This is a genomic window from Synechococcus sp. KORDI-100, assembly GCF_000737535.1.
Taxonomy (GTDB): Bacteria; Cyanobacteriota; Cyanobacteriia; order PCC-6307; family Cyanobiaceae; genus Parasynechococcus.
The window spans coordinates 98,288-122,319 of the sequence record NZ_CP006269.1 but is presented as its reverse complement, the minus strand read 5'-3'; the positions used below and the strand labels follow the sequence as shown (position 1 = coordinate 122,319).

25 protein-coding genes are annotated in these 24,032 nt (G+C 55.9%); 9 read left to right on the top strand and 16 right to left on the bottom strand.

Translation table 11 applies throughout. The features are described from left to right. Nucleotides 1–26: 26 nt before the first annotated feature. Nucleotides 27–1,475 carry a ClC family H(+)/Cl(-) exchange transporter gene (locus KR100_RS00675; RefSeq protein WP_038542369.1) on the bottom strand — a complete coding sequence of 483 codons (1,449 nt, stop codon included), beginning with the start codon at nucleotides 1,473–1,475 and terminating at the stop codon, nucleotides 27–29. Between the two features lie 18 nt (nucleotides 1,476–1,493). Then, on the bottom strand, nucleotides 1,494–4,076 hold the full coding sequence (acnB, locus tag KR100_RS00670) for a bifunctional aconitate hydratase 2/2-methylisocitrate dehydratase (RefSeq protein ID WP_038542367.1): 2,583 nt from the start codon (nucleotides 4,074–4,076) through the stop codon (nucleotides 1,494–1,496). 115 nt (nucleotides 4,077–4,191) lie between these two features. On the opposite strand from acnB, the gene KR100_RS00665 reads away from it, so the two are divergent. Continuing rightward, nucleotides 4,192–5,253 carry a 3-deoxy-7-phosphoheptulonate synthase gene (locus KR100_RS00665; RefSeq protein ID WP_038547527.1) on the top strand — a complete coding sequence of 354 codons (1,062 nt, stop codon included), beginning with the start codon at nucleotides 4,192–4,194 and terminating at the stop codon, nucleotides 5,251–5,253. On the opposite strand, the gene KR100_RS14305 is transcribed toward KR100_RS00665, so the two are convergent. Then, on the bottom strand, nucleotides 5,224–5,964 hold the full coding sequence (locus KR100_RS14305) for a hypothetical protein (protein ID WP_156097832.1): 741 nt from the start codon (nucleotides 5,962–5,964) through the stop codon (nucleotides 5,224–5,226). The genes KR100_RS00665 and KR100_RS14305 overlap by 30 nt on opposite strands. Before the next feature lie 89 nt (nucleotides 5,965–6,053). Here KR100_RS14305 and KR100_RS00655 point away from each other — a divergent pair, with 89 nt between their 5' ends. Further along, on the top strand, nucleotides 6,054–7,058 hold the full coding sequence (locus KR100_RS00655; protein ID WP_162176446.1) for a glycosyltransferase family 2 protein: 1,005 nt from the start codon (nucleotides 6,054–6,056) through the stop codon (nucleotides 7,056–7,058). Here KR100_RS00655 and KR100_RS00650 read toward each other — a convergent pair. The 4 genes from KR100_RS00650 to KR100_RS00635 form a co-directional block, all read right to left on the bottom strand. Further along, a complete protein-coding gene (locus KR100_RS00650; RefSeq protein ID WP_051847252.1) occupies nucleotides 7,055–7,720 on the bottom strand; it encodes a diacylglycerol/polyprenol kinase family protein in 666 nt (221 codons plus the stop codon). The genes KR100_RS00655 and KR100_RS00650 overlap by 4 nt on opposite strands. Before the next feature lie 7 nt (nucleotides 7,721–7,727). After that, a complete protein-coding gene (locus tag KR100_RS00645; RefSeq protein WP_038542363.1) occupies nucleotides 7,728–8,714 on the bottom strand; it encodes an RpoD/SigA family RNA polymerase sigma factor in 987 nt (328 codons plus the stop codon). 203 nt (nucleotides 8,715–8,917) lie between these two features. Next, nucleotides 8,918–11,053 (bottom strand): polyphosphate kinase 1, encoded by a 2,136-nt coding sequence (gene ppk1, locus KR100_RS00640; RefSeq protein WP_038542361.1) that lies wholly within the window; start codon nucleotides 11,051–11,053, stop codon nucleotides 8,918–8,920. 43 nt (nucleotides 11,054–11,096) lie between these two features. Continuing rightward, nucleotides 11,097–12,392 (bottom strand): MFS transporter, encoded by a 1,296-nt coding sequence (locus KR100_RS00635; protein ID WP_369793812.1) that lies wholly within the window; start codon nucleotides 12,390–12,392, stop codon nucleotides 11,097–11,099. 20 nt (nucleotides 12,393–12,412) lie between these two features. Between KR100_RS00635 and KR100_RS00630 the strand changes: the two genes are divergently transcribed. Continuing rightward, the gene (locus KR100_RS00630; RefSeq protein ID WP_038547515.1) at nucleotides 12,413–12,880 is read left to right on the top strand and encodes a GNAT family N-acetyltransferase; all 468 of its coding nucleotides are present in this window, start codon (nucleotides 12,413–12,415) and stop codon (nucleotides 12,878–12,880) included. Here the strand turns inward: KR100_RS00630 and KR100_RS00625 are convergent. Next, complete coding sequence (locus KR100_RS00625; protein ID WP_038547512.1) at nucleotides 12,841–13,911, bottom strand: anthranilate phosphoribosyltransferase family protein; 1,071 nt, start codon at nucleotides 13,909–13,911, stop codon at nucleotides 12,841–12,843. The genes KR100_RS00630 and KR100_RS00625 overlap by 40 nt on opposite strands. A gap of 301 nt (nucleotides 13,912–14,212) precedes the next feature. On the opposite strand from KR100_RS00625, the gene KR100_RS00620 reads away from it, so the two are divergent. Continuing rightward, a complete protein-coding gene (locus KR100_RS00620) occupies nucleotides 14,213–14,596 on the top strand; it encodes a hypothetical protein (protein WP_162176433.1) in 384 nt (127 codons plus the stop codon). A gap of 223 nt (nucleotides 14,597–14,819) precedes the next feature. Here KR100_RS00620 and KR100_RS00615 read toward each other — a convergent pair whose 3' ends face one another. Both KR100_RS00615 and KR100_RS00610 read right to left on the bottom strand, forming a co-directional pair. Continuing rightward, complete coding sequence (locus KR100_RS00615; RefSeq protein WP_051847251.1) at nucleotides 14,820–15,581, bottom strand: hypothetical protein; 762 nt, start codon at nucleotides 15,579–15,581, stop codon at nucleotides 14,820–14,822. A 1-nt stretch (nucleotide 15,582) separates the two neighbouring features. Beyond that, nucleotides 15,583–17,127: a ferredoxin--nitrite reductase gene (locus tag KR100_RS00610; RefSeq protein ID WP_038542357.1), complete on the bottom strand. Its 1,545-nt coding sequence runs from the start codon at nucleotides 17,125–17,127 to the stop codon at nucleotides 15,583–15,585. Nucleotides 17,128–17,348: 221 nt separating this feature from the next. Here KR100_RS00610 and KR100_RS00605 point away from each other — a divergent pair, with 221 nt between their 5' ends. Both KR100_RS00605 and cobA read left to right on the top strand, forming a co-directional pair. Next, complete coding sequence (locus KR100_RS00605) at nucleotides 17,349–18,011, top strand: hypothetical protein (RefSeq protein WP_038542355.1); 663 nt, start codon at nucleotides 17,349–17,351, stop codon at nucleotides 18,009–18,011. Then, nucleotides 18,008–18,793 (top strand): uroporphyrinogen-III C-methyltransferase, encoded by a 786-nt coding sequence (gene cobA / locus KR100_RS00600; protein ID WP_038542353.1) that lies wholly within the window; start codon nucleotides 18,008–18,010, stop codon nucleotides 18,791–18,793. The genes KR100_RS00605 and cobA overlap by 4 nt, the downstream gene beginning before the upstream one ends. Here cobA and moaB read toward each other — a convergent pair whose 3' ends face one another. Next, nucleotides 18,794–19,303 (bottom strand): molybdenum cofactor biosynthesis protein B, encoded by a 510-nt coding sequence (gene moaB / locus KR100_RS00595; protein ID WP_038542351.1) that lies wholly within the window; start codon nucleotides 19,301–19,303, stop codon nucleotides 18,794–18,796. Here moaB and KR100_RS00590 point away from each other — a divergent pair. Further along, entirely contained in the window at nucleotides 19,302–19,586 is a 285-nt protein-coding gene (locus KR100_RS00590) for a MoaD/ThiS family protein (RefSeq protein ID WP_051847250.1), read from the top strand. The genes moaB and KR100_RS00590 overlap by 2 nt on opposite strands. Then, complete coding sequence (locus KR100_RS00585; protein WP_239420358.1) at nucleotides 19,549–20,022, top strand: molybdenum cofactor biosynthesis protein MoaE; 474 nt, start codon at nucleotides 19,549–19,551, stop codon at nucleotides 20,020–20,022. Before KR100_RS00590 ends, KR100_RS00585 begins: the two co-directional genes overlap by 38 nt. Here KR100_RS00585 and KR100_RS00580 read toward each other — a convergent pair. Continuing rightward, the gene (locus tag KR100_RS00580; protein WP_038542349.1) at nucleotides 19,986–20,861 is read right to left on the bottom strand and encodes an NAD-dependent epimerase/dehydratase family protein; all 876 of its coding nucleotides are present in this window, start codon (nucleotides 20,859–20,861) and stop codon (nucleotides 19,986–19,988) included. The genes KR100_RS00585 and KR100_RS00580 overlap by 37 nt on opposite strands. A gap of 59 nt (nucleotides 20,862–20,920) precedes the next feature. On the opposite strand from KR100_RS00580, the gene KR100_RS00575 reads away from it, so the two are divergent. After that, nucleotides 20,921–21,718, top strand: a complete 798-nt coding sequence (locus KR100_RS00575; protein WP_038542347.1) for a DUF3598 family protein — start codon at nucleotides 20,921–20,923, stop codon at nucleotides 21,716–21,718. Between the two features lie 9 nt (nucleotides 21,719–21,727). On the opposite strand, the gene glp is transcribed toward KR100_RS00575, so the two are convergent. The 4 genes from glp to KR100_RS16440 are packed head-to-tail and all read right to left on the bottom strand — an operon-like array spanning nucleotide 21,728 to nucleotide 24,002. Continuing rightward, entirely contained in the window at nucleotides 21,728–22,993 is a 1,266-nt protein-coding gene (gene glp / locus KR100_RS00570; protein ID WP_038542345.1) for a gephyrin-like molybdotransferase Glp, read from the bottom strand. Beyond that, nucleotides 22,974–23,450 (bottom strand): cyclic pyranopterin monophosphate synthase MoaC, encoded by a 477-nt coding sequence (gene moaC, locus KR100_RS00565; protein ID WP_038542343.1) that lies wholly within the window; start codon nucleotides 23,448–23,450, stop codon nucleotides 22,974–22,976. Before moaC ends, glp begins: the two co-directional genes overlap by 20 nt. 25 nt (nucleotides 23,451–23,475) lie before the next feature. Continuing rightward, nucleotides 23,476–23,808, bottom strand: coding sequence for a hypothetical protein (locus KR100_RS00560; RefSeq protein ID WP_038542341.1), 333 nt, complete (start codon nucleotides 23,806–23,808; stop codon nucleotides 23,476–23,478). 23 nt (nucleotides 23,809–23,831) lie between these two features. Then, complete coding sequence (locus KR100_RS16440; protein WP_204207738.1) at nucleotides 23,832–24,002, bottom strand: hypothetical protein; 171 nt, start codon at nucleotides 24,000–24,002, stop codon at nucleotides 23,832–23,834. Nucleotides 24,003–24,032: the final 30 nt, after the last annotated feature.

Below are 24,032 nucleotides of genomic sequence, written 5' to 3'. Positions count from 1 at the left end.
CGGATCGAACAGCAGTGTTTCCTGGTTCAGAGGTTGACTCCGTCTCGCCCGCTCTCCGGCAGTGGTGGAGGCGTGAACGGGCGCCGATGTCGCTCCAGCCTCACCTGCAGCGCCTGTTCAACCTCCAGTTCCATTCCCATCTGACGCTCGTAGATCGAGTGTGGATGAAACAGCCTGGCGACGACGAAGCTCATCAGGCAGGCCACCAGGATCGGTTTCAGGATGAGCAGATCCTTTGTGAGCGCGAAGGCCAGGAACATCGCTGAGATGGGTGTTCGTGAACAACCCGCGACGAACGCTCCCATGCCGGCGAAGACATAGGTGCTGGGAACATGACCTGTGAGCGCTTCCACCCAGCCACCACAGGCCAGACCGATGGCGCCACCAAGGGTGAGCATCGGCATGAACAATCCCCCAGGTGCCCCGGAAGCCGCGGCCAGCCCAGTGCTGAAGAACATCACCACAAATCCCCCCAGTGCCAGAGGGATCCCCGCATCCCCCTCAGCGATCAACACCTTTAATTCGGTGGTGTTGTGGAAGATCTCCGGCATGAGCGCGTAGCTGCCGCCCAGAATCAACCCGCACAGGGTCATGCGAAGAATCAGTCGGTTGCCGAACCAGCGATTGCCCTGGCGCTGCATCACAAGCACATATCGGCAGTAGAGCTCAGCCAGAAGGCCGATGACGGCCCCAAGTGCGATCAGATAGGCGAGATCGATCGGCAGAAAGTCGACCGTCGGTGTGAATTCGCGTTCCAGCTGAAAACCCAGGGTTCGATGCAGCCCACTGCTGCCGGGGTTGAGTCCCAGGAAGCCGATCACATCCGCCCAGGTATCGGCGGAGAAGGTGGTGATGATCACCAGCAGCAACACCACCGGTCTGGCCGAGTGGAGCAGCTCTTCGATGGCGTAGACAAAGCCACCGATCGGCGCACTGAAAACAGCAGCGATTCCGGCGCCACCGCCAGCGGCCACGATCACGCGCCGAAATGCCACAGGGGCCTTCAACCAGCGGGACATCTGCCAGGCCACAGAGCCTCCCATCTGGACGGCGGGGCCCTCAGGTCCCAGCGGAAAACCGCAGCCGATCGCGATGATTCCAGCGATCAGTTTGATGAGCCCCACCCGCAACCCCATGGGTACCGAGCGGTGGCGCAGAAATCCCATGATGTGGGTCACGCCAGCGCCACCTGCCGCTGGGGCGAAGTTCGTCACCAACCAGCCGGACAGCAGTCCTCCAAAGGCTCCGAGTGCCGGCAGGACCAGCCATGCGGGGAAATCATCCAGCAGGGCCAGGCGCCAATCGCGAAGGAGATTGATGCCGCCTTTGAACAGCATCCCGGTGATCGCGGCACCCAGACCCGTGAGTGCCAGCGCAAGAACGACCACCAGCCAGCGGCGCTCGAGAAGGTTTCGGATGCTTCTGCTCGAGCCGAGATGGTGGCGCCGTTGTTTGGGTTCGCTCAGTGTTGGCACAGATGAGGTGATCCGGGATCAGGCCTGAGCCAGAACGGTTGCTTCGTCATCGGCACTGACCACCCGCCCCTGGTCTTCAAAGCCGTTGATCTGATCGAAGTTCAGATAGCGGTAGAGCTCGTCGGAGAGTGGATCGATCTTCTCCGCCGCGATGCTGCGGTACTCCTCGGGGGTGGGGATGCGACCCAGCTGGGCGCAGACGGCGGCCAGTTCGGCGCTGCCCAGGTACACCTGAGCACCTTTGCCAAGGCGGTTGTTGAAGTTGCGGGTGCTCGTGGAGAACACCGTGGTGTTGTCCTCCACGCGGGCCTGATTGCCCATGCAGAGGGAGCAGCCGGGCATCTCCATGCGGGACCCGGCGGCCTCGAAGGTGGCGTAGTAGCCCTCGGCTTTCAATGTCTCCTCATCCATGCGGGTGGGGGGACAGACCCAGAGGCGCGCCGTGTTCTGACCGGCGCCCTCCAGCACCTTGGCCGCGGCACGGTAGTGGCCGATGTTGGTCATGCAGGAGCCGATGAACACCTCCTGCACCGGATCACCGGCCACCTCGCTGAGCAACTTCACGTTGTCGGGGTCATTGGGGCAGGCCACCACCGGTTCGGTGAGGTCGTCGAGGTTGATCTCCAGCATTTCCGCGTACTCAGCGTCAGCGTCGGCGCTCATCAGCTGCGGGTTCGCCAGCCAGGCCTCCATCTCCTTGATCCGGCGGGCCAGGGTGCGGGCATCGCTGTAGCCGCGGGCGATCATGTTCTTGAGCAGTGCCACGTTGCTGCGCAGGTATTCGCTCACCGTGTCTTCGGAGAGCTTGATCGTGCAGCCGGCGCAGGAGCGCTCGGCGCTGGCATCGGTGAGTTCGAAGGCCTGTTCCAGCTTCAGGTCGGGCAGACCTTCGATCTCCATGATCCGGCCGTTGAACAGGTTCTTCTTGTTGGCCTTTTCAACAGTGAGCAGTCCCCGCTGGATGGCCACCCAGGGGATGGCATTCACCACGTCCCGGAGCGTGACGCTGGGTTGCAGGGATCCGCTGAAGCGCACCAGCACCGATTCCGGCATGTCCAGCGGCATGGCGCCGATGGCGGCCGCAAAGGCCACCACACCGGACCCGCCGGGAAAGGAAATGCCGAGGGGGAAGCGGGTGTGGCTGTCGCCGCCGGTACCGACGGTGTCGGGCAGAAGCATGCGGTTCAGCCAGCTGTGGATGATGCCGTCACCGGGTCGCAGGGCCACGCCACCGCGCTGGGCGAAGAAGTCGGGCAGCTCCTTCTGGGTCTGCAGATCCACCGGCTTCGGATAGGCGGCCGTGTGGCAGAAGCTCTGCATCACCAGATCGGAGGAGAAGCCGAGGCAGGCCAGTTCCTTCATTTCATCACGCGTCATCGGGCCGGTGGTGTCCTGGGAGCCGACGGTGGTCATCAGCGGCTCGCAGCTGGTGCCGGGTTGCACTCCGGCGAGGCCGCAGGCCTTGCCCACCATCTTCTGAGCCAGGGTGAATCCCCTGCCGGTGTCCGCCGGTGCTGAGGGGCGGATGAACAGATCCGAAGGGGAGAGGCCAAGCTTGGCGCGCACCTTGTCTGTGAGAGCGCGACCGATCATCAGGGGGATGCGTCCGCCGGCCCGTACTTCATCGCCGATGGTGGTGGGCTTGAGCTCGAATCGACTCATCACAGTGCCGTCGCGTTCGATCGTGCCGGCATGGGGTCGGATGGTGATGACATCACCGGTGTTCAGTTCGGTGACATCGCATTCGAGCGGCAGAGCTCCGGAATCTTCTGCTGTGTTGAAGAAGATCGGGGCGATCTTGCCTCCAAGAATCACGCCGCCCGCCCGTTTGTTGGGCACATGGGGGATGTCATTGCCGGTATGCCAGAGCACCGAATTGATGGCGCTCTTGCGGGAGCTGCCGGTACCCACCACGTCGCCGACGTAGGCCACGGGATGGCCTTTTTCTCTCAGGGTTGCGATGGTCTTCAGGCCCTCTGGATCCCGGGTTTCAAGCATCGCCAGGGCATGGAGGGGGATGTCCGGCCTGGTGGTGGCGTGGGTGGCCGGCGAGAGATCGTCGGTGTTGGTTTCGCCCTCGACCTTGAACACCGTCACGGTGATGCTGTCGGCCAGTTCTGGCTTGCAGGTGAACCACTCGGCTGCGGCCCAGCTGTCCACGACCTGTTGGGCAAAGCGGTTGTCCGCCGTCAGATCCATCACTTCGTTGAACGCGTCGTAGACGAGCAGGGTTCGGCTGAGTCCCTCCGCAGCGCAGCCGGCCAGTGCAGCGTCGGAGTGCTTCAGCAGCTCGATCAGGGCAGCGACGTTGTATCCCCCTACCATCGTTCCCAGCAGACGCGTGGCCTCCAGCGCTGACACCAGGGGACTGTTGGCGTCTCCCTGGGCCACGGCGCTGAGCCAGGTGGCCTTCACGTAGGCGGCTTCATCCACACCCGGGGGGATCCGTTCGCTGAGGAGGTGCAGCAGGAACGCCTCTTCGCCAGCGGGAGGGTTCTGCAGCAGTTCCGTCAGTCCCTGGGTCTGCTCGGCGTTGAGCGGAAGTGCAGGTACACCCTGGGCTTCCCGGGCGGCGGCCAGCTTGCGGTAGGCGCTGAGCATGACGACGGGATATCAACGGAACAGAAAACCATTCTTCATCGGCACGGTCCTGAATGGCATGGTCTGGGTCCAGCGTGCGGGGGTGCGTAGCCTTGAGATGTCTTTCCTTTGCTCAATGGCCACCACCTCCGACCTCCATGTGGTGGAAACGCGACCGTTGGTCGCACCGGCCCTGCTTCACTGTGATCTGCCGATTGATGCCCTGGCCACGGAGACCGTTGCCGCGTCCAGACGGCGCATCCGGGCGATCCTGCGTGGCGAGGACCAGCGTCTGCTTGTGATTGTCGGCCCATGTTCCGTTCACGACGTTGATGCGGCGCGGGAGTACGCCAGGCATTTGGCACCGATTCGGGAACGGCATGCCGCTGAGTTGGAAATCGTGATGAGGGTGTATTTCGAGAAACCCCGCACAACCGTTGGCTGGAAGGGGCTGATCAATGACCCCCATCTGGATGGCTCCTACGACATCAACACCGGGCTGCGCCGCGCCCGAGGACTGCTGCTTGATCTGGCCAGGGAGGGAATGCCGGCGGCCACGGAATTGTTGGACCCAGTCGTGCCGCAGTACATCGCGGATTTGATCAGCTGGACAGCGATCGGAGCTCGCACCACGGAAAGCCAGACCCATCGAGAGATGGCGTCTGGGCTCTCCATGCCGATCGGTTACAAAAACAGTACGGATGGCAGTGCCACGATCGCGATCAATGCGATGCAGGCGGCATCCAAGCCGCACCACTTCCTGGGAATCAACCATGAAGGGCACGCATCGATCGTCAGCACCACTGGCAATCCGGATGGCCACCTGGTGTTGCGAGGCGGAAACAGGGGGACCAACTATCACCACGAAGCCGTTCAGGCGGCATCCGGTGAATTGGCGGCAGCCGGCTTACCGGATCGATTGATGGTGGATTGCAGCCACGGCAACTCCAACAAGGATTACCGGCGTCAGGCTGATGTGTTGAAAGCTGTTGCAGAGCAGGTCAGAGACGGGTCGAGGTCATTGATGGGGGTGATGCTTGAAAGTCATCTCGTGGAAGGCAATCAGACATTGACCTCTGATCTCTCACAGCTTTCTTACGGCCAGAGCATCACGGATGCGTGCATCAGCATTGAAACCACACGCCTGCTCTTGACAGAGCTGGCCGGTTCAGTCCGCGGACTTGCCGTGACGGCTTGAGATCTTTCTTTTCTTCGGGGTGGCTCCGACATAGGGCAGATCGTCACTCGTGAGTTCATAGCCGAAAGTTCTCAGGGAGCTGATGAGCTGCTTCTTGCTCTCAACACTTTCAATGTTGACTCTCAGCAGATTACTTTTGCCTGAAAAGTATCGGTTTACTTCATCCTCGTGTTGTTGCCAAGTGCGACGCCACATTTTGATCACATCACGGTTTTTGATTTTGCGACCGGGGTAAATGGTTTTCAGGCCCTTCCTGATTCGTCTCACGTACAAGCCAGATTTTTTTGATTTATGGGCCAGCTGGGACTTGATCCAGGAATCTAAATTTCGAGTATTGAATATGAAGATTGATCCAGGATATTGAAGGTCGAGAATCGGGAACAGTCGGTGCCCGTAAAAGAATTCTCCGTCGTCATGGAGATATTCCATGTCCGAGTAAACGCACGCGCTCTCGATGCCCTTCAACAAGGGCTGGGACATTCTCATGTTTTTGAGCATGGTCTCCGCGATGCGACCACCCTTCCAATGGATGGACTTGTAACCGTCGACCTTAAAAAGCTGGTGAATACTTCTTGTGGCAATTTTGTGATGTCCAATAACAAACACCTTCGGCAGGGTTGTTTTTTGCATCATTAAAAACTTTAGTGTTACAACTTTATCATGCGTTTGATTGCACCATCTTGATTGTTGATCGGCTTTGATCCCTGGCATCGATTGATGGCTTCCCTGATCATGGATCCGCTTACGCCATATGATAAGTTGTCAATAACAGTATTTTTTCAATGGCTTCAATTAAATTGGTGGCCATTGCCAAGGATGAAGCGGCCTATCTAGCGGAGTGGATTTATCATCATTTGAGCCTTGGAATCGATGAAATTGATATCTATTTGAACGGTATTACGGACAATAGTTATCGATTGATGCGTCTGATTGGTTCTAAATTCAAGAACGTCAATTTTTATAATGCAGATAGCTTGATGGCGACCAGTATTCGTGCTAAATCCTCATTTCAACAGATTATCTACCGCTTCGCTTGGTCTACAGAGCGTCGAAAAAAACACTTTTCCCATCTTGCATTTTTAGATATAGATGAATATCTTGTTTCGGCTGAGTTCGGTCAAACCATCAGCTCATTGTTGAGATCTGCTGGAGAATTTGATGTTTTATCGAATCTTTGGTATTCAGATCTTCCTTCAAAGGCCGAACCCTTTTCACGGTTTTTCTGTGAGTCTCAAATGTTGCAAAAAATGGCTATCTTAAAGTCTATTGGGCGACTAAGATCAAAAATTGGCATGCCAGTTGTTCATAATTTCAGTGGGATTAAGCGTTATCCTGCAAAGATTAAGGCCTGCATAAGTAGTGGCTTGCCAATTCAATACTCTGGTTTAGGGAAACGCGTCGGCCGAGATTATCGACTGCAATCGATCGGTCAGATGGAGCCATGGTTCATTTACCATAGGATTTTTCGCAGTCATGATGAATACTGCGCCAGTCTGATGCGTGGTCGCAAGCATCGTTCCAATGATGCTCCGATCAAGGATAATCGTTCTGGATTTATTGCATACAAAGAGTCAAATCGTACAATCGGAGATCCAATTGAGTTTAAGATTAAGAGTCGAAGAAGCAGTCGTTATCAGAGAGGTTTTGACGAGTTTGTTAATCAGTGCGATGTTGGTGATGAGATTGTTAAAGGTCAGGCTTTTGTCCGCGAACGATACAAAGAGCTTGAGAGGTTAGTCAATGCTCAGCCTGATATTTTGCAGCGTTACAGCAATGTTTTCAGGGGGACAGTTTTCGAATGTTAAGTTGCTTTCAGTGATTCGCTGACCAGGCTGATCAGGGATGCTGTTGCTAGCGGAACACTTAAATTATCAAGTCCGTAGCTACTCAGTTGTTCCAATCCCGTAACGAAAATACTAACGAACAGGATTTGCGCTACTGACAAACCTGAGCCCATTGACCATTGAACAACAGAGATAATTCCCAGCGTCGACAGCAACATGGCCGATGTTCCTGCCATGGATTTTGTTTGGCCATAGAGTTCCCACTTTGGCGATGGGATCAATCGTCCCAGCAAACTGGCTGAACCATCAGATATGGCCATGACCAAGGCACCTGAAAGCATGGCGCTCGGATAAGAATTCCAGAAAAAAATGATCAAACAACAGATGGAGAGGCAGTAAAGGATTGTTCCGTAGGTCTTGCGTTCCACATCCTCAATCAACGCCAACCAGCGTGTTCGATGGTTGATGCAAACGATGACTGTTGCAACGGCTGCTGCTGCGAGCGCCAGGTTTTTGGGAAGGCCCAGATACCAGGACAGAGGAAGAAGGAGTCCACAGCCGATGTGGATCACCTTTCGGGATAATTCCTTGGCTTCAGGCCATTGGGAACGGGTCCAAGTGGCGAAGAGCGCCAACAGCCCGACGATGAGACCGAGCGCCGCAAATTGTTCTGCGATTGTCAAGGCTGGCTCAGGCAGCCTGCTGTTGGTTGGTCATGTTTCTCAGTTTCAGGATGGCTTTGGCTTCGAGCTGTCGGACTCTTTCGCGGGAGACATTGATCTGGCGACCGATCTCGGCAAGGGTCAGTGGCTCTTCTCCATCCAATCCAAAGCGAAGTCGCAGGATTTTCTGTTCCCGTTCATTGAGTTGTGACAGCCATCCGCCCAAATGCTCCTTCTGGATGCTGCGATCCATCCCCTCCATCGGTTCATCACCGTTGGGGTCTGGAATGAGTTCGCCCAATGTGCTGCGGTCTTCTTCGCCACGGGCATGGGCGTCGAGGGAGGCGCAGGGAGCGCTCTGTGAAATCAGATCCTCTAGCTCACGGGGTTCAATGCCCATGGCACTGGCGAGTTCGAGCCGGTTGGGCTGGCGTCCGAAGCGATGGGAAAGTTCCCGGGAGATGCGACGCATCTTGGACAGTTTTTCACTGATATGAATCGGCAATCGGATGGTTCGAGCGCTGTTGTCAATCGCCCGGGTCATTCCCTGCCGGATCCACCAGTAGGCGTAAGTTGAGAACTTATATCCCATGGCTGGATCGAATTTGTCGACTGCGCGTTCAAGACCAATCGCCCCTTCCTGAACGAGATCGAGAAGCTCCAGGCCTTGATTTTGGTACTTTTTGGCAACGCTGACGACGAGTCGAAGGTTCGCGGCCATCATTCGATCCCGGGCGCGTTTACCCATGCGGATCTGATGTTTCTGACGGGCGGTCAACTCCTGTGAAGCCAACTCCTGAAGTTGTTTCATAGCCTGCACGTGATGGGCAAGCTCGATTTCTTCAGCTGCAGTCAGCAATGGGATGCGCCCAATGCTGCTGAGATAGAAGCCGATCGAATCGGTCGCGAGACGACCACCCGAACGTCCAGATGAACGCCGTACCGAAGCCGGCAGCGCAGGTTGTCTCCGGTTCGACTTCGCAGCCGAATCAGAGGACTCCAGAGGGATCCCCATCACCCTGGTCTCCTAAATGAATTTGGGCTGAATTTAGCACCGAAGAACCGTTGTAACCGTGATGAAACCGAAAACATTCAGGAGCTCATCACGCGAGCTTCGCAGTCAATTCAATGGGGCATTCGAAATCAGTCGTTGATCGAATCACCTTTGAATGATGTAGCAATCCTGACAATTCCTTTTAATTACTTCATGTCGAAAAATCAAGATATAGGACAACCTTTGGCCCACAAATCGATCAGTTGAATCTGAGAATTCCGCTCTTCGCAGTCTTCTGGATGTCTCTGTACAAAGCTGCCGTCACTCTTCATGTCCCAGGCGCCGCGGTTGTCCCGAAGGTAGAGCTCGAGAAGCTGCTCCAGTTTTTTGCGAAGCTCGGGTGATTCAACCGGTGTGACAGCTTCAATCCGACGATCCAGATTTCTCGGCATCCAGTCGGCACTGCCGATATAGGCCTCAGGGGACCCTCCATTGCCAAACCAGAAAATCCTGGAGTGCTCTAGAAATTGTCCGATGATGCTCACGACGTTGATATTTTCACTGAGGTTGTCGCGTCCTGGGTACAGGCTGCACATCCCTCGGATAATAAGATCGATTTTGACGCCGGCGTTTGAGGCTTCATACAACAAGCTGATGATCTCTGGATCGACAAGCGAATTCATCTTGGCTCGGATCTGACCTTGGCGTCCTTCACGGGCATGTTCGATCTCTCGTCTGATCAGAGATTCCATTCCCTTGCGGAGGGTCACTGGAGCGACAAGAAGTTTTCGGAAACTTTGCTGTTTGGAGAATCCTGTCAGATAGTTGAATAGTTCCACGAGGTCTTGCCCCAGCTCAGGTCGAGCCGAGAGCAGGCCAAGGTCCGTGTAGAGCTTCGAGGTTTTTGAGTTGTAATTGCCAGTGCCGATGTGTACATAGCTTTGCAATCTTTCACGTTCTTTGCGAACGACCAGCACGATTTTTGTGTGTGTTTTTAACCCTAGAACGCCATAGATTACATGGACACCAGATCGTTCAAGATGCCGAGCCCACTGGATATTGTTGTCCTCGTCAAACCGCGCTTTCAGCTCCACCAGTGCCATCACTTGTTTTCCGTTCTCTGATGCCCGGATCAAGGCATCGATGATTGGCGAATCCTTTGATGTCCGGTAAAGGGTCATTTTGATTCCCATCACCTGCGGATCATCGGCTGCCTGGTTGATGAACTCCTCAACGGATGTTGAGAAGAGTTCATAGGGATGATGCAACAGGATGTCCTGTTGTCTCATGATGGAAAAGATGCTCTCGAATTCCTCCGGTTTGATTGACCCTTCCTCAACCAGATGCTGTTGGGTTCTTGCAAGAATTGCTGGGGTTGATCCTTTATGGGCCTTTTCCTTGAGGTGAGACAAAGGCAAACCAATCAGCCCAAACAGGTCATCCAAGCCGAGGGGCCCGTCGATTCGATAAAGGTCCTCTTCTTCGACGGCCAGGCCTGTCATCAGCATGTCGACGACGTTGTCCGGCATCTCACTTGGCACCTCAAGCCGCACAACCTCTCCGCCAACCCGTCGTTTACGCAGTCCCTGTTCAAGGGCAAGCATCAGATCATCCGCCTCAAGATCCCTTAATTCCAGATCGGCGTCCCGTGTCACCCGGAAGAAATAGTGCCCCTCAATCGTCATCCCCGGGAACAACTCGCCAAGGTTGAACGCGATCAACTGCTCCAGTGGGGTTGCGGTGTGGATCGGGGTTGGCTCTGACGAACTGAGCTCTTTTGGTATCGCAACGAAACGAGGAAGGTTTTTCTGGGGCACCTTCACTCTTGCGAATTGTCGATGATCGGTTTCCGGATCCCTGATCACGGCTGCGACGTTGAGGCTCAGATTGCTGACGAATGGAAACGGGTGTGCCGGGTCAACCGCCAGCGGTGTCAAGACCGGAAACACTGACGTTCTGAAGTACTCGTCAATCCATTGGCGTTGTGCATCATTCAACTGCTCGTAATCAAGCAGTTGAACACCGTGGCTGTGCAGGTCTGACCTGAGGCTTTGGCTGTAATGCTTCTGTTGTCGCTGCAACAGGGGGATCAGCCGTTCCCTGATGGTGAGCAATTGCTCCAGAGGTGTTTTGCCGTCTTCGCTTGGGCTGGTGATGCCTGCTTCAACCTGTGATTTCAGTGAGGCCACCCTCACCATGAAAAATTCATCGAGATTGTTGCTGAAAATGGCGCTGAATTTCGCCTGATCCAGTAAAGGTGTGCGCTTGTCGAAGGCCTGAGACAACACCCGCTCGTTGAAGGAGATCCAGCTCAGCTCACGGTTGATGTAGCGATCGGGAGACAGAACCTCAGTGGGCATGATGGCTGCAAATGCGGTGGCATCGCCCTCAGAAAGGTAGCAATCACACGCGGGTGCAACTGTTTGCGACTATGGCAATCACGATGACGAGCAGGAAGGCAGCTCCTGCAAATGGGCTGGCTGGACCCAGGACGTCATAGCTCAGGCCTGCCAATGGAGGACCCAGGAAGCTTCCAAGGCTTTGAAGCGATTGCAGACTTCCTAGTGCGGCGCCTTGACCGCTGTCGCCCAGACGTCTCGAAACCAGGCTGCGCAGACTCGGGGTGACCAGTCCTGTTCCAAATGCCAGCATCCCGACGGCAACATAGACGCTGCTGATGCGGTTGGCGCTTCCGATCGCCGGGATCAAGAGACATCCCGCGATCACCAGTCCCAATCCAGCCAACGTGAGGCGCCACTCACCGAAGTGTTTCACGAGCGGTCCGATCAGAACGCCCTGAACCAGCGTGGCCACGAGTCCGACAATCAGAAATGCTGTTGTGGCGAGCTCCGGTCCCCACGCAAATGTCTGTTTGAAATAGAGAATCAAAATGGCCGTGAAGCCGTTGAAAGCCAGGAAGAACAGGAAGAAACCGGCAGAGAGGCGACCGATGCTGTCTGTGCTCATCAGGCTTCCAATCCTCGCGAAAGGGTTGAGCTCCCGCTGTTCCATGGCTGTTTCTTGCTGCATGGCTGTTTCTTGCTGGACAGCGGTTTCTTGCTGCATAGATGTCGGCCGTGCCTCCGGAGGATGGGTCTCCGGCAGCATCGTCAGCACGACGAGCAGGTTCAGCACAGCAAAGCCAGTGGCGACCCAGACCGGTAGAGCGATGTTGAAGGTCGCCAACCAGCCACCGAGGCCAGGTCCAAGAATGAAGCCAAGTCCGAACGCGACCCCGATCAGCCCGAAGGCCCGTGCCCGACGATCCGGAGGACTGATGTCGGCCAGCACTGCGCCAGCCGTGGCTGCGGTGCCGCCGCTGATGCCGTCGATGATGCGTGCAACGAAGAGAAGCAGCAGTGGAAACGGGGCCGCCTCCGGCCAGGGCAGGCTCACGGTGGTGGCGAAGATCCCAAGTCCGACAATCGATCCGCAGACGCAGATGGCAATCACCGGTCGTCGACCGTGACGATCGCTGAGTGTGCCGATCAGAGGGGTCACCAGGAACTGGGCCAGGGCATAGCTACCGGCCAGCAGTCCAAGGGTCCGACCGTCAGGAGCAAACTGCGCCAGGAGAAATGGAAGCAGCGGAAAAACGATGCTTTCGCTCAAGCGATCGTTCAGCAGGGTCAGGAAGGCGCTCAGAAGGATTGGTATCCGAAAGCGCTTCACGGCATCTGGCTGTTTGGGGACACTCACACTCCCACAAGCCCATGACCATGACCCTGCGTCCGATTCATGAGCGGGATCATGCTCTGTTGCGTGAGATCTACGCCGATGCCGTTGAGACTCAGGCACCCGGTTCCTACTCACCAGCTCAGGTGCGCGCCTGGGCTTCACTGGCCTGGCTTCCTGGTGTTCTGGATCGAACGTTTGCGGAGGGTTCCGGATGGATCAGCGGTAATGGAGATGCATTCGCGATCCGCTATCCGTCCAATCGTCTCGCCCTGTTGTATTGCCGCGGCCGGGCGTCCGGGCGTGGGCATGCCACGACCCTTCTGGATCGGCTGGAAGCTGAGGCAGCATCCGAGCCAATTGATTCTCTTACCACCGAGGCCAGTCAGCTCAGTCGACCGTTGCTTGAAAAACGGGGGTGGCGTCTGATCGCTCCTGAGCACATCACCATTGCAGGCGTTCCGTTTGAGCGTTACCAGATGGCGTTCTCACTGCGCCATGTGCACAGTTGATGCAGGATTGAGAGTGCGGCACCTCCTTCAAGCAGAGCCTCGGCTTGTTTCAGCCCTGCCTGAATGTCATCCGCCATGCCGCAGAACCAGAGATAGCTGCCGGCGTTCCAGCGCAGTGCAGTGCTGAGCGGACCTTGATTGCCCAGTGCCTGACGCGCCTGAACGGTCCAGGTGTCCAGGTCTTGCCATTCCACGTCTTTGGCATGACAACCGTGGTCTCGTGGATGAAGGATCAGACGTTCGACACGTCCTTCCTTCATCGTCGCCGTGATGCAAGCCCGTCCGATGGGAAGGTCGGTGCCACCTTCGAGGCCCTTAACGGTCACGAGATCCGTTTCGCCCGCCTGACGCAGGGCATCCCAGGCACGACTTTCGGTTGGTGGATGAACAAAACCGCTGACAAGAATGTGTGGACCCTGATGAGGAGTCCACAGCAATTCAAGGCTCGCCACCGGAGGACGTTTTCCGAGTTCTTCCCGATAACCGACCAGGCTTTCAGCGATCGGGAAGTGTTCAGGCTGGTGGATGAGTGCGAATCCGTGGCGCTTGAATCCTTCCTCTACGGATCTCAGATGCAATCCGGAGAGATCGAGGCCAAGAGCCTTGAACAATTCAATGGTTGTGACCCCGTATTTGATCGGCATCCTGTCTCCGCCCTGAAGCACCACGGGCTGAAGAGCAGCCAGGAGCACGAGCACAGTGAGTGGGTAAATCGGTGCGGTGCGTGTCCGTCCGTCGAAGGGCATCCCGAAGCAGATCGGGGCAATGGCGTTCTTCGGTGATTTCAGGACAGGGCCAAGCTCTCGATAGGTGTCGAGCATGCCTGCGAGTTCCTGGGGTTCTGGACGACGAATGCGATGAGCAATCAGGAATGCGCCGATCTGCGCAGGAGTTGCGTCCTGATGCAGCATCAGGGCCATGGCGTCAGCCGCTTCCTCACGGCTCATGCCCTGGCTCGTGTGTTCTCCACTGCCAACCTTCTGCAGGTAGGTCTTGAATCGTGTGGATTTAGCGGTTGAAGGTCTGGTCACTGGATCATCCGGAACCAACCGACAAGGCAGAATCACGATGGGACCTGCTCAAAAGAGAGTTGGTGGATTCAAGCACCATTGACACTAGATCACCCCATGAATGCGCCGTAGAGCGGTAGACAATCTTGAAATCAATAATGTTCTGCAATATAAAAATCTATTGATGAAGAGAGCAGCTTTGATTTGACGCTTCGAATTCTCAAAGAGTAGTGGTCAATGCTTTACGGTTGATTGGGTGTCGATGACGTTTTTAAAGAATTGTTGTTTGGCTGCTGGCTAGCAGGTGAAGCTCTTGTTTGAGATGTTTTTTGCTGCACTTTTAAGTTCGGCAATTTTGGCGCTTGTTCTGATGGCCAGTGAATTCATTGGTTCAGTCGTTTGTTGGTCTCTTCCAGAGGCGTGGTTTGCCGTGTCTTCAGGCGTGTCGTTATCGGCGGTGGGTTTTAGCGATCACGAGATCGGGCTTGGGAGCTCCAAGGCAAAATACGTATCAACTGATACACTATGGCTCTCCGTCCTGGCGCCCATGAACATCGTCACCCAGCGCGATGTTGCGATTCTTCAGTCACTCAGAAAGCGTTACCAGAAGGCTCTTGAGCTTGATGATCGCGATGCGACTCAGCAACTCTTTAAAGAAGCGACGTATCTTGGCATTGGTTTACAGCAATTAGTGGGTGGTTATTGATCGTGACCGCATCAGTTTTGTGATGGATGTTGCAATCAATGTGATGATTGCAAGAGTTGCTCAAGATGAATGTTGATCAAGTCCCTGACTGGTTCCTGCAGCTATTGCCGCCTTGTTTTTTTAATATCAAACTTTAATCGCTTGTCTGGCTGCGGTTAATTTGTCTGATCTAATGTTCACTGACGCAACCTGCCTGCAAGCTTGATCGAAATGGTTGTCTTGATCAGTCCTGGTGCATGGACACACACTGTTGCGATAACTGTTTCACGGCCAATTCTCTTTTGTGTCGTTCACTCAGCGTCTCGGTCAGCCGTTTGAGGCATTGTCGACTTGTTGTACTGTTCATGCAGCCCAATGCTTTGAGGGCGGACAATGACGTAGCATCGGAACCTTCAGTGCAAAGTTTGTATAATCGTTCTGAAATTTGATCTTCGTCTCTTCTTTGCAAGATGCGGATGACTTCCAGGTTGATTGAATCAATATTTCTTTGAAGAGCCATGTCGCAGTAATTCAACAGTTCTTTTGCTGATAGTCGATAGGATCGAAAGTTCAGCATCGCTAAACCTGAAAGTTGAACCTTTTGGCTGTGGTGCAAAATGCACCCAATTAATATTTGTTCTGGAATTTCGGCTCCCCAACACGCTAGTGCCTCCGCAAGATTCCCATAATCAATGTGTTCCTGTTGATCTGCCATCAGGGAGAGAAGCCACCGGAAAGCCTCTTTCTGGTGGCAAAGGCCCGCAGCATGAATGAATTCATGTTGCACACCGTGGCATTTGATTAATGTTTTTATTTGCTGCCATCCTTCACTCCCTTGATGGCCTAATTGTTCACAGATGATCAGTTTTAGTTCTCGACTGCTATCAACTGAGTAGTGCTCATAAAGCCACTCTGGAGCCATGGGCTTACGCCGTTTTGTATGAAGCTGATCCCAGATTTCTGCTTCTGACGATAGGACAGAATCATATTGATTGTTGACAGCCATTTTAGCGTTTGCTGGTTGCTCCAAATCTTTCAATTAACAGGTCTTTGATGACAGATTTCACCTCTTCGGCAGGAACTGTCTTCATGTAGATATCCCCAACACTTGGATCAGGCCCTTGAGAGCCGCCAACGGTGATCTGGAATCCCTCGCCTGTGACGCCCTCACTGTTTTTGGCTTTTTTACCTGTGAGACCAATGGCTCCCATGAAGGCCTGGCCGCATGTGTTGGGACATCCCGTCCAGTGAATCTTCACTTCTTCGGGAAGATGGAGTTCTTGGTCGAGTTCCTCGGCAATTGTTCTGGCTCGATCTTTTGTATTGACCATGGCGAAGCTGCAGTAAGCGCTGCCAGTGCATGACACTGTTCCAGAGGCCACAGTTCCGGGATCTCTTGGGAAGCGTTTCAACAGGGGATCCTTCTTCAGATTGTCAAGATGTTCCTGCTTGATATTGGCAAGAATCAAATTCTGGTCTTCGGTGAGGCGTAGTTCACCATCCCCATAGGTACTGGCTGCTGTAGCGAGATCGTGCAGGTCTTCAGCTGTTAACCGTCCAACAGGAACATGCAACCCGACGTAGTAAAGATCTTTCTGCTTTTGTTCGTGGATGCCATAATGGATTCTCGGCTGTTCATTAAAAATTGAGCCAGGGTCTGGTGTTAAAGGGCCATACATCTCTTCAATCTGTTGGCGAACGTTCTCCAGACCGATGGCTTCCATATAAAATCTGAATCGCCCTTTTGTGCGCACGTTTCGTTCGCCGTTGTCGCGCCAAACTCGGATCACACAATCAGTCATTCTGCAGATGTCTTCTTGAGGAATCCAGGCATTCAGCGGGACTGCATAGGAATTCATCTGCGGAGAAAGAATTCCTCCAATCCAAACGCCAAACCCAAGTGTTCCATTGTTTTCCACTGGATGAAAAACAATATCATTGTGGAGTAGAAAATTGTCTTTTGCTCCTGCGACGGCCGTGTTCCATTTGCGCGGCAAATTGGAAAATTCGTGATTCCCCTCCCCTTTGTTGGTTAAAAAGTCTTGAAGTTCTATTGTGAAGGGGCGTGTATCTATAATTTCTTTTGGGTCGATGCCAGCCAATGGATTTCCAGTGACGTTTCTTGGATTGTCGAATCCGGATTGAAGTGTGTGTAGACCAACGCTCTTGAGCTGTTGAATAATGTTTGGAAGGTCATTGATCAGGACTCCCCTGAGTTGTAGGTTCTGCCTGGTTGTGATATCGCAGCTTCCGCTATCTCCATAGCGCTCAACAATGGTCGCGATGACTCTTGTTTGTTGAGCGTTGAGGATCCCATTCGGTATCCGCAGCCTCATCATGAATTTGCCGGGAGTTTTGGGTCTCCAAAACATTCCGTACCATTTCAATCTGAGTTCCAAATCTGTCTTATCCATTTTTTCCCAGCCAATCTTGGCGAAATGGTCCAGTTCAGAACCAATGTCTAAACCATCTTTTTCGGCTTTTTGTTGTTCAATTTTATTCAGCTTTTTCCCTTCCAAATAAACTTTGGACGAAGGATTGTTCGATGGCATGTTGAGTGGTTCTAGCCCTGCGCTGGATTGACTGAATCTGTGCTCCGTCGCAGTGCTGAATCAGCGTTTCACGAAGGTTTGAACGCCCTTCCCATATTAGTACAACTTCTTGGCACCCTTTCATGAGGCGAGCGCCGATGAATGACAACCCGGCTCCGGAGTAGTGTTGGATGAGATCTCTGTGCTTTGGAATCGTTTCTCGATCAGTCAATTGATTGACGATGTCTCTCGCTGAGTCGCCACAGAATCCTTGGGAGCTTCTCCGTTGTGACGCGTGGTCCGGTCATGATGCGATCCGTCTCGTAGTGCATGGGCGCCCTCAGGGTCTGGTTCCGGCCTGTGTCACTGATTTTGTCGATCGTCTGCAACGTCGACGCAAGGCACCGGTTGATCTGGAAGTTCTGACGGCTGAGCACCATCCGGCTGCGTCTTCAAATTCGCTCTGGTTAATCCCTCTGCTCCTGTTCCCGGGAACCCATGTGCTGCTCGATCTTCCGGCGATTCGGCGTCGATTGATTCAGAGCTACTCCCGTGTGACCCTTCTCCCCTTCCTGGGTGCCTGGCCGGCCTGGTGGACATTGGTATCGCAGGATCTTGAGCAGGCTCGATTCGGGCCCAACACCACCCTGATTCACCATCAGCTTCGTTCTGGAGTTGCAGATCGCTTCCTCTGGTCGCTGTCACGCCGTCTTGGCTGCCCAATGACGTCGTTTGATGACTGGCCGGATTACAGGGCTCGCCATCCTGATGCCAGCCCGTTTCCATTGGTTCTGGCTCCGAACAGAATGTCTGCGGAGATGACTCCACCCTCTGTCACAGCGCCGTTGCTGGAACGCCCTTTGCTGCGTGATGGGCTGATCGATCTGTTAGCAGCACTGCCGTGAATCAGTCGTTGATCGGAACCGTTTATCTGGTGGGAGCCGGACCAGGGGATCCTGAGCTGCTGACGGTTAAGGCGCACCGCTTGCTTCAGAGCTGTGATGCCGTCGTTTACGACTCCCTGGTTCCCGAGGAGGTGCTTGATCTCGTCCCTGACCAGTGCGTCCGCCAGTTCGTCGGAAAACGTCGAGGCCACCATTCCGTGCCGCAACCGAGCACCAATGCCGTCCTCGTTGAGCTGGCCAAACGTCATCGTCATGTTGTCCGACTGAAAGGAGGAGATCCCTTCCTGTTCGGACGGGGAGGAGAAGAGGCCGCGCATCTGGCTTCCCAGGGCATTCCAGTGGAAGTGGTTCCCGGCGTTACGTCCGGAATTGCAGCTCCTGCCTACGCGGGGATTCCGGTGACCCATCGTCGGGCCGGTTCCTCGGTCACCTTCGTGACGGGTCATGAAGAGATCGATAAGCGACGTCCATCCGTCGATTGGCGAGCCCTGGCCAGTGCAAGCGACGGATTGGTGATTTACATGGGTCTCCATAACCTGCACAGAATCGCCGAAGAGCTGATGGCTGGTGGTCTCTCGTCGCAGACGCCAGCGGCGGTGATTCAACAGGGCACCGTGGAAGGTCAACGATGCTTGAAAGCACCGCTCTCGTACATTGCCTCGATGGCTGTTGATCAAGGGTTCCGTTCCCCTTCGATTGTGCTGGTCGGCGAGGTCATCAATCACGAGGTGCCGAGCTGTGCCCCACGACCCGCGGCCGTCACGATGCCGATCCCGTTCTGATCAGTTCTGTGCTGATTCCTTCAATCTGGACCGGAGTTGAGCCAGGTTGCAGGGTCGCGTCGTTTCATCCAGTTGCGCCTGAATCAGTCGATCCCAGGCTGTCGTGACGGCGTCTTCCGATCCAGGCAGGACGAACACGAAGGTGCCATTGGCCACGCCAGCCAGGCAGCGGCTCTGCAGAGTGCTGGTGCCGATCGATTCGAAGGACAGAACGCGGAACAGTTCGCCGAAACCGTCGATCGTTTTGTCGAGCAGCGGTTCAATGGCCTCTGGTGTTCCGTCGCGTCCGGTCACCCCTGTCCCTCCGCAGGTGATCACCACGTCCACCGTTGGTTCAGCGATCCAATGGCAGAGATCAGCGCGAATCCTGTAGCGGTCGTCAGGGCAGATCTTGCGTTGATGCAGCTGATGCCCAGCGTTGAGCAAGCGTTCCTGCAAACGATCTCCACTGACATCGTTGCTGAAGGTGCGACTGTCGGAGATGGTGAGAAGGGCGATGGCAAGGGCCATGGCGACTCCGCAGGTTCTTCAGACGCTAGAACCGGATCAGAGGGTTTCTTCGCGTGTGTTGAAGGTGCTGTTGTTCGCTGCCTTGCGCGATCGCGCCGGTTGGAGTGAGCGACAGGTCGACCTGTCGCCTGGATCGACAACAGCGCGCGATGTCTGGCATCAACTGCAACTCGGTTCGCTCGGATCTGTGAGCGTTGCCGTTAACCGTCAGTTGGTGGGACCAGACCATGCTCTGAAGCCTGGAGATGAGCTTGCCTTTCTCCCTCCCTTCACCGGTGGCTGAAGGAATGGCGTCCGCCGTGCACGTTGAGATCCGTCAACAGCGTTTCTCTCCTCCGGCGGAACTTGACCTGTGGCGCAGCGACGCTGCTGCTGATGCACTGTTCCTTGGACGGGTGAGAGGAACCACGATCGATGGGCGCGTCCTGCAGGCCCTTGAGGTTGAGCATTACGCCGGCCTCTGCGAGCAGTGCATCGAACAGGCAGCCAAGGCGTTGTTGTCCGTGCATCAGGCTGATCAGGCTCTCGTCCTGCATCGTGTCGGCAGGCTTTTGCCCGGCGAGGTGATCGTTCTGGTAGCCGTACGGGCTGATCGTCGCGGTGCAGCCTTAAGCTGCTGTTCCGCCTTGCTGGAGGCCCTCAAGCACGATGCTCCGTTTTGGAAACGGGAGTGGTGCGAAGGTCAGGGAACCTGGCTCACCTCCAACACGCCACGTTGACCCAGGATCGTCGGCTGTCTGAGCTCGTAACCCAGAGCCTTGAGTCTGTGATTGGAGATCCGTCGATTGCAGCCTCCTTGCTTGGTTGCACCACTCCATTGGATTGCGGCCAGTCCCTGTCTGCGTAGGACGCCATCGACGAGATCCGCCAGTCGGATCGGTTCGTCGTTCACGACATTCACAACCCCGGACCAGCCTTCTTCGATGGATCTGAGGAGCGCGCCTGCTGCGTCCGCAACGTGGATCCAGTTCGTGAAGCCTTGACCATCACCGGCACGCGTCTGACCGGCAAGCCCCTGGAAGCGCTGGTCCAGGTCGCGACCTGGACCGTGAAGTGCCGCGAGCCGCAGGATGCAGACGCGCTTCTTTGGGATTGCTGCCGCGTCCTGAAGCAACTGTTCGGCGTCGAGCAGCACGGCGCTGTGCTCATCGCGAGGCTGTGCCGGGGTCGTTTCATCGACCCAGCCGCCATCAGCGTTCCCATAGACCGAGCAACTGCTGGTGTACGAGATCTGTTTCAGCTTCGGCAGCTTTGGAAGAAGCTGCTGCAGGCAGTTCAGGCTGTCGAGGAAGGTCTGTCGGTATCCCTCCGCATCCACCTGGCGATCCCCTTTCGGTCCGAGGCAGACCACTGCCACGTCGGCGTCGATCAGCGCCTTGTAAAGCTCATCGGTCTTGCTCGCATTGCAGATCAGAACCCGCTCCGCCAGTGGCTCCAGCTCCCCCCGCCGTTCTTCACTGGTGGTCGTGAGGGTGAGCTGAGCCTGGCTGTGATGACGCCGCAGTTCGCGAGCCAGGGCCATGCCGACGTAACCGCAACCCACGATGGTCAGCCGCATCGCAATGTCTGACACAACAGAAACCCTAAAAAGGCTGGGTGAAGGCGGAGGTGACAGTCATGACTGATCAGTGGATTCTCAATCGTCGCAATTTCGAGGGGTGCTGGCAGGGCGTTGGACGATGGTTTGAACGACTGGGCGAGCAGCCGATTGATTGGACCGTTCCCACTCGCGTGATTGATCCAACCCGCTATCTGATCAGTTTCAGTGATCCGGACACAGGCTTATGGGATGGATCCGGACTGTTTTTTGCTCCCAGAGGAACAGCCCAGTATCCGATCAGTAGGTCGACCTACAACGGCGGTGGGAGTTGCTGGCAATTCGAGGGCGCCGGCGGACAGTCCAGTCGCCTTCTGGATCCGGATCAACCGCGTTTCGGCCACGAGATCAATCTTTTTCACGGGCGATCCCGCAGCATGCTGGTGCTGATCTGGACGCGGTCGGCCGATCAGTGGGTGTTGCAGGTGGCAGGGGCCGTGGGTTTCCGTTGTCAGACTGCAGCGGTCCAGGAGCCTGAGCGTCCCACAGGCGGGACAGCTGAGGCGATGTTGGAACCTTTGCGGGGTTGGCATGGCAGGGTTCAACGGCTGATGCCAGCGGTTGGTGTTGAGCTGCAACCCACCACACAGCAGGAGCTGAGGTTTGATCCGAAGCAACTCCTGATTCACCCTTGTTCAGTGGCCATGCCTGATGGCTTGGTGTTTTCAGTGCCAGAGCAGCTGCCAGAGACTGCGTTCCGTTTGGAGGTGGGCGGCTTGCTTGGTCCTCAGCTGTTCCAGCAGGTGAGCATCCTGTTTGATGCATCCGGTGAACTCTCCGCATGGGAGCGCCGAATGTTTCATCCGGATCCGACTTGACCTCAGCGCTCAGAAAACAGCTCTGCGGATGAGTTGAGCCCAAAGCTCATGGCCTGCTTCGAGTGATGACGCCTCTGCAGGGAGTTCCAGCAGCAGATCGGCGTTGTCCAGCGACCCGATTCGTGAGGATGCCTGGGAGCCCTTGATCTCAGCCAGCAGATCTCCATCGGCATTGCAGAGCAGCCTCCCTCGCGCCAGTTCAGGCCGACCCGCTCGGCGCTGCAAAGGATGTGCCAGACGCACTTTGACTCTTGGGAATCGCTCCGGTTCCGCCTGCCCTTCGAGTCGTTGCAGTGCGGGCCAGAGAAGCTGCAGTGCCGTGACGGCAGCGGCAACCGGATTCCCGGGGAGCCCGAAGAAGGGCACATTCCCCTTCAGTTGTCCGAAGGCAAAGGGCCGGCCTGGCTTCAGAAACAGCTTCCAGAAGCTGATGTCGCCGATGTCATCGACCACCGTTCGGATCCAGTCGCTGTCTCCCGCGGAGACGCCCCCTGTGCTCACCACCACGTCGCAGCGATCCGCCATGTCTTGCAAGGCGTCCTTGAGCCGAGATGGCTCATCGGCGATCACCCGACGGTCGTGAATGGTCTGGTCAAGTTTGCTGAGCACGGCTTCCAACAGGGTCCCGTTGCTTTCCCAGATGGCTCCCGGTGGTCGTTGCGCATGGCTCGGCACCAGTTCATCACCTGTGATCAGGAGTCCGATCCGAGGCGATCGATAGACAGCAAGATGGGCGACGCCGCATCCCGACAAGCGACCAAGAGCTGCGGAGGAGAGGCGCGTGCCGGCTGCAATCAGTTGGTCTCCAGGTCGACATTCCTCATCCTCGGCACGGATCCATGCCTGATCAGAGGCCGGCTTGATCAAGCGAAGCGTTTGAGTGTGATCGACTGTTTGCACCATCTCCTGGGGCAGGACCCAGCCGGCGCCTTCCGGTAACGGCGCTCCCGTGAGGATGCGGACGGCTTCACCGTGCTGGAGAGTGCCCTCAAAGGGTGCGCCAGGTGCTGAGCGCCCCTTGAGTGTCCATTGATCCTCGACGTGAGGCTGCGAGTTTTGACCGAGGGCGTAGCCATCCATGATCGAAGCCCGAAACCCCGGGACCGCCTCCGTGGCGTGGACATCCTTTCCACAGACTCGACCCAGCGCCTGGTCGAGTCGACATGGTTCCGTTGCCGGCGCTGTCATCCCATCAAGACTGAGAAGCACCTTCCGGCATGCCGTCTCCAGCGGCAGACCCTCTCGTCCGTAGGGTTCAGCGGATCCAGGTGCCATGGCGTCCGCCCTCCTTGCGCAACAAGCGAATCTCGCCAAGGGTCATGGCGGGATCGACCGACTTGAGCATGTCGTAGAGCGTCAGCAGTCCGATCGAAACCGAGGTCATTGCTTCCATCTCGACACCCGTTTTGCCGCTGGTGCGGCAGCGGCAGCTGATGACAAGTCCCGGCAGGGAGTCGCTGGGAGTAATCGTCACCTCCATGCCATCCAGTGGCAGTGGGTGACAGAGAGGGATCAGATCTGACGTTCGTTTTGCGCCCTGGATTGCAGCGACTCGCGCCACAGCCAGCACATCGCCTTTGGGCGTTTCCGCTCTGCGGATCAAGTCCAGTGTGGAGGCAGCCATGCGGATGGCACCTTCTGCAACAGCTTCTCGATGGGTGACCGGTCGGTCACCCACATCCACCATGTGGACCTCACCGCTTGGATTGAGATGACTAATGTCGTCGCCCATCAATCATCCTGAGGTGGAGACCGCTTCAGCGCTCGCCAAGGCTGGACCAGAGCGTGGCCTCGGATCCCACCACCAGTGCTGTTGCGGGAGCGGTTGCTGCTGAAGATCTTGTTCCGGTGTTCTGTGTTGGTGACAGTGTGATATCCCGTTCGCCGAGCGTGGACCACAGGGCTGCAGGGCCTGCGATCACCGGTTCGACCGTCTCCGATGCATTGCTGGACGCCGGAGCCGCTGGCAGCAATGCCGTTTGAGTGCGCACAAGCTGGACCGCCAGGGACCCAACGATGAAGGCTCCGATGAAGCCAGCAGCGATGGTGATGGGACTGCGGTCAACAACGCGGGAGAGGCTGTTTGTCATCGAAAACACACTGAAACTGAATTTCAGTATGGAAAGTAACCAAACGCTTGGGAACGTACCGGCAAGAAATCTGTATCAGATTTAACAGTGTTGGTCAGCTCCACTCCGTGCTGCGTCGCGATCGGTGTCTGTTCTGAACTGATCCAGCCATGCGCCATGCCCAACAGCATTCCGAGGGACATCGCGAAGCGCATGGACAGATCTCTTATGTGAATGAACTGTCG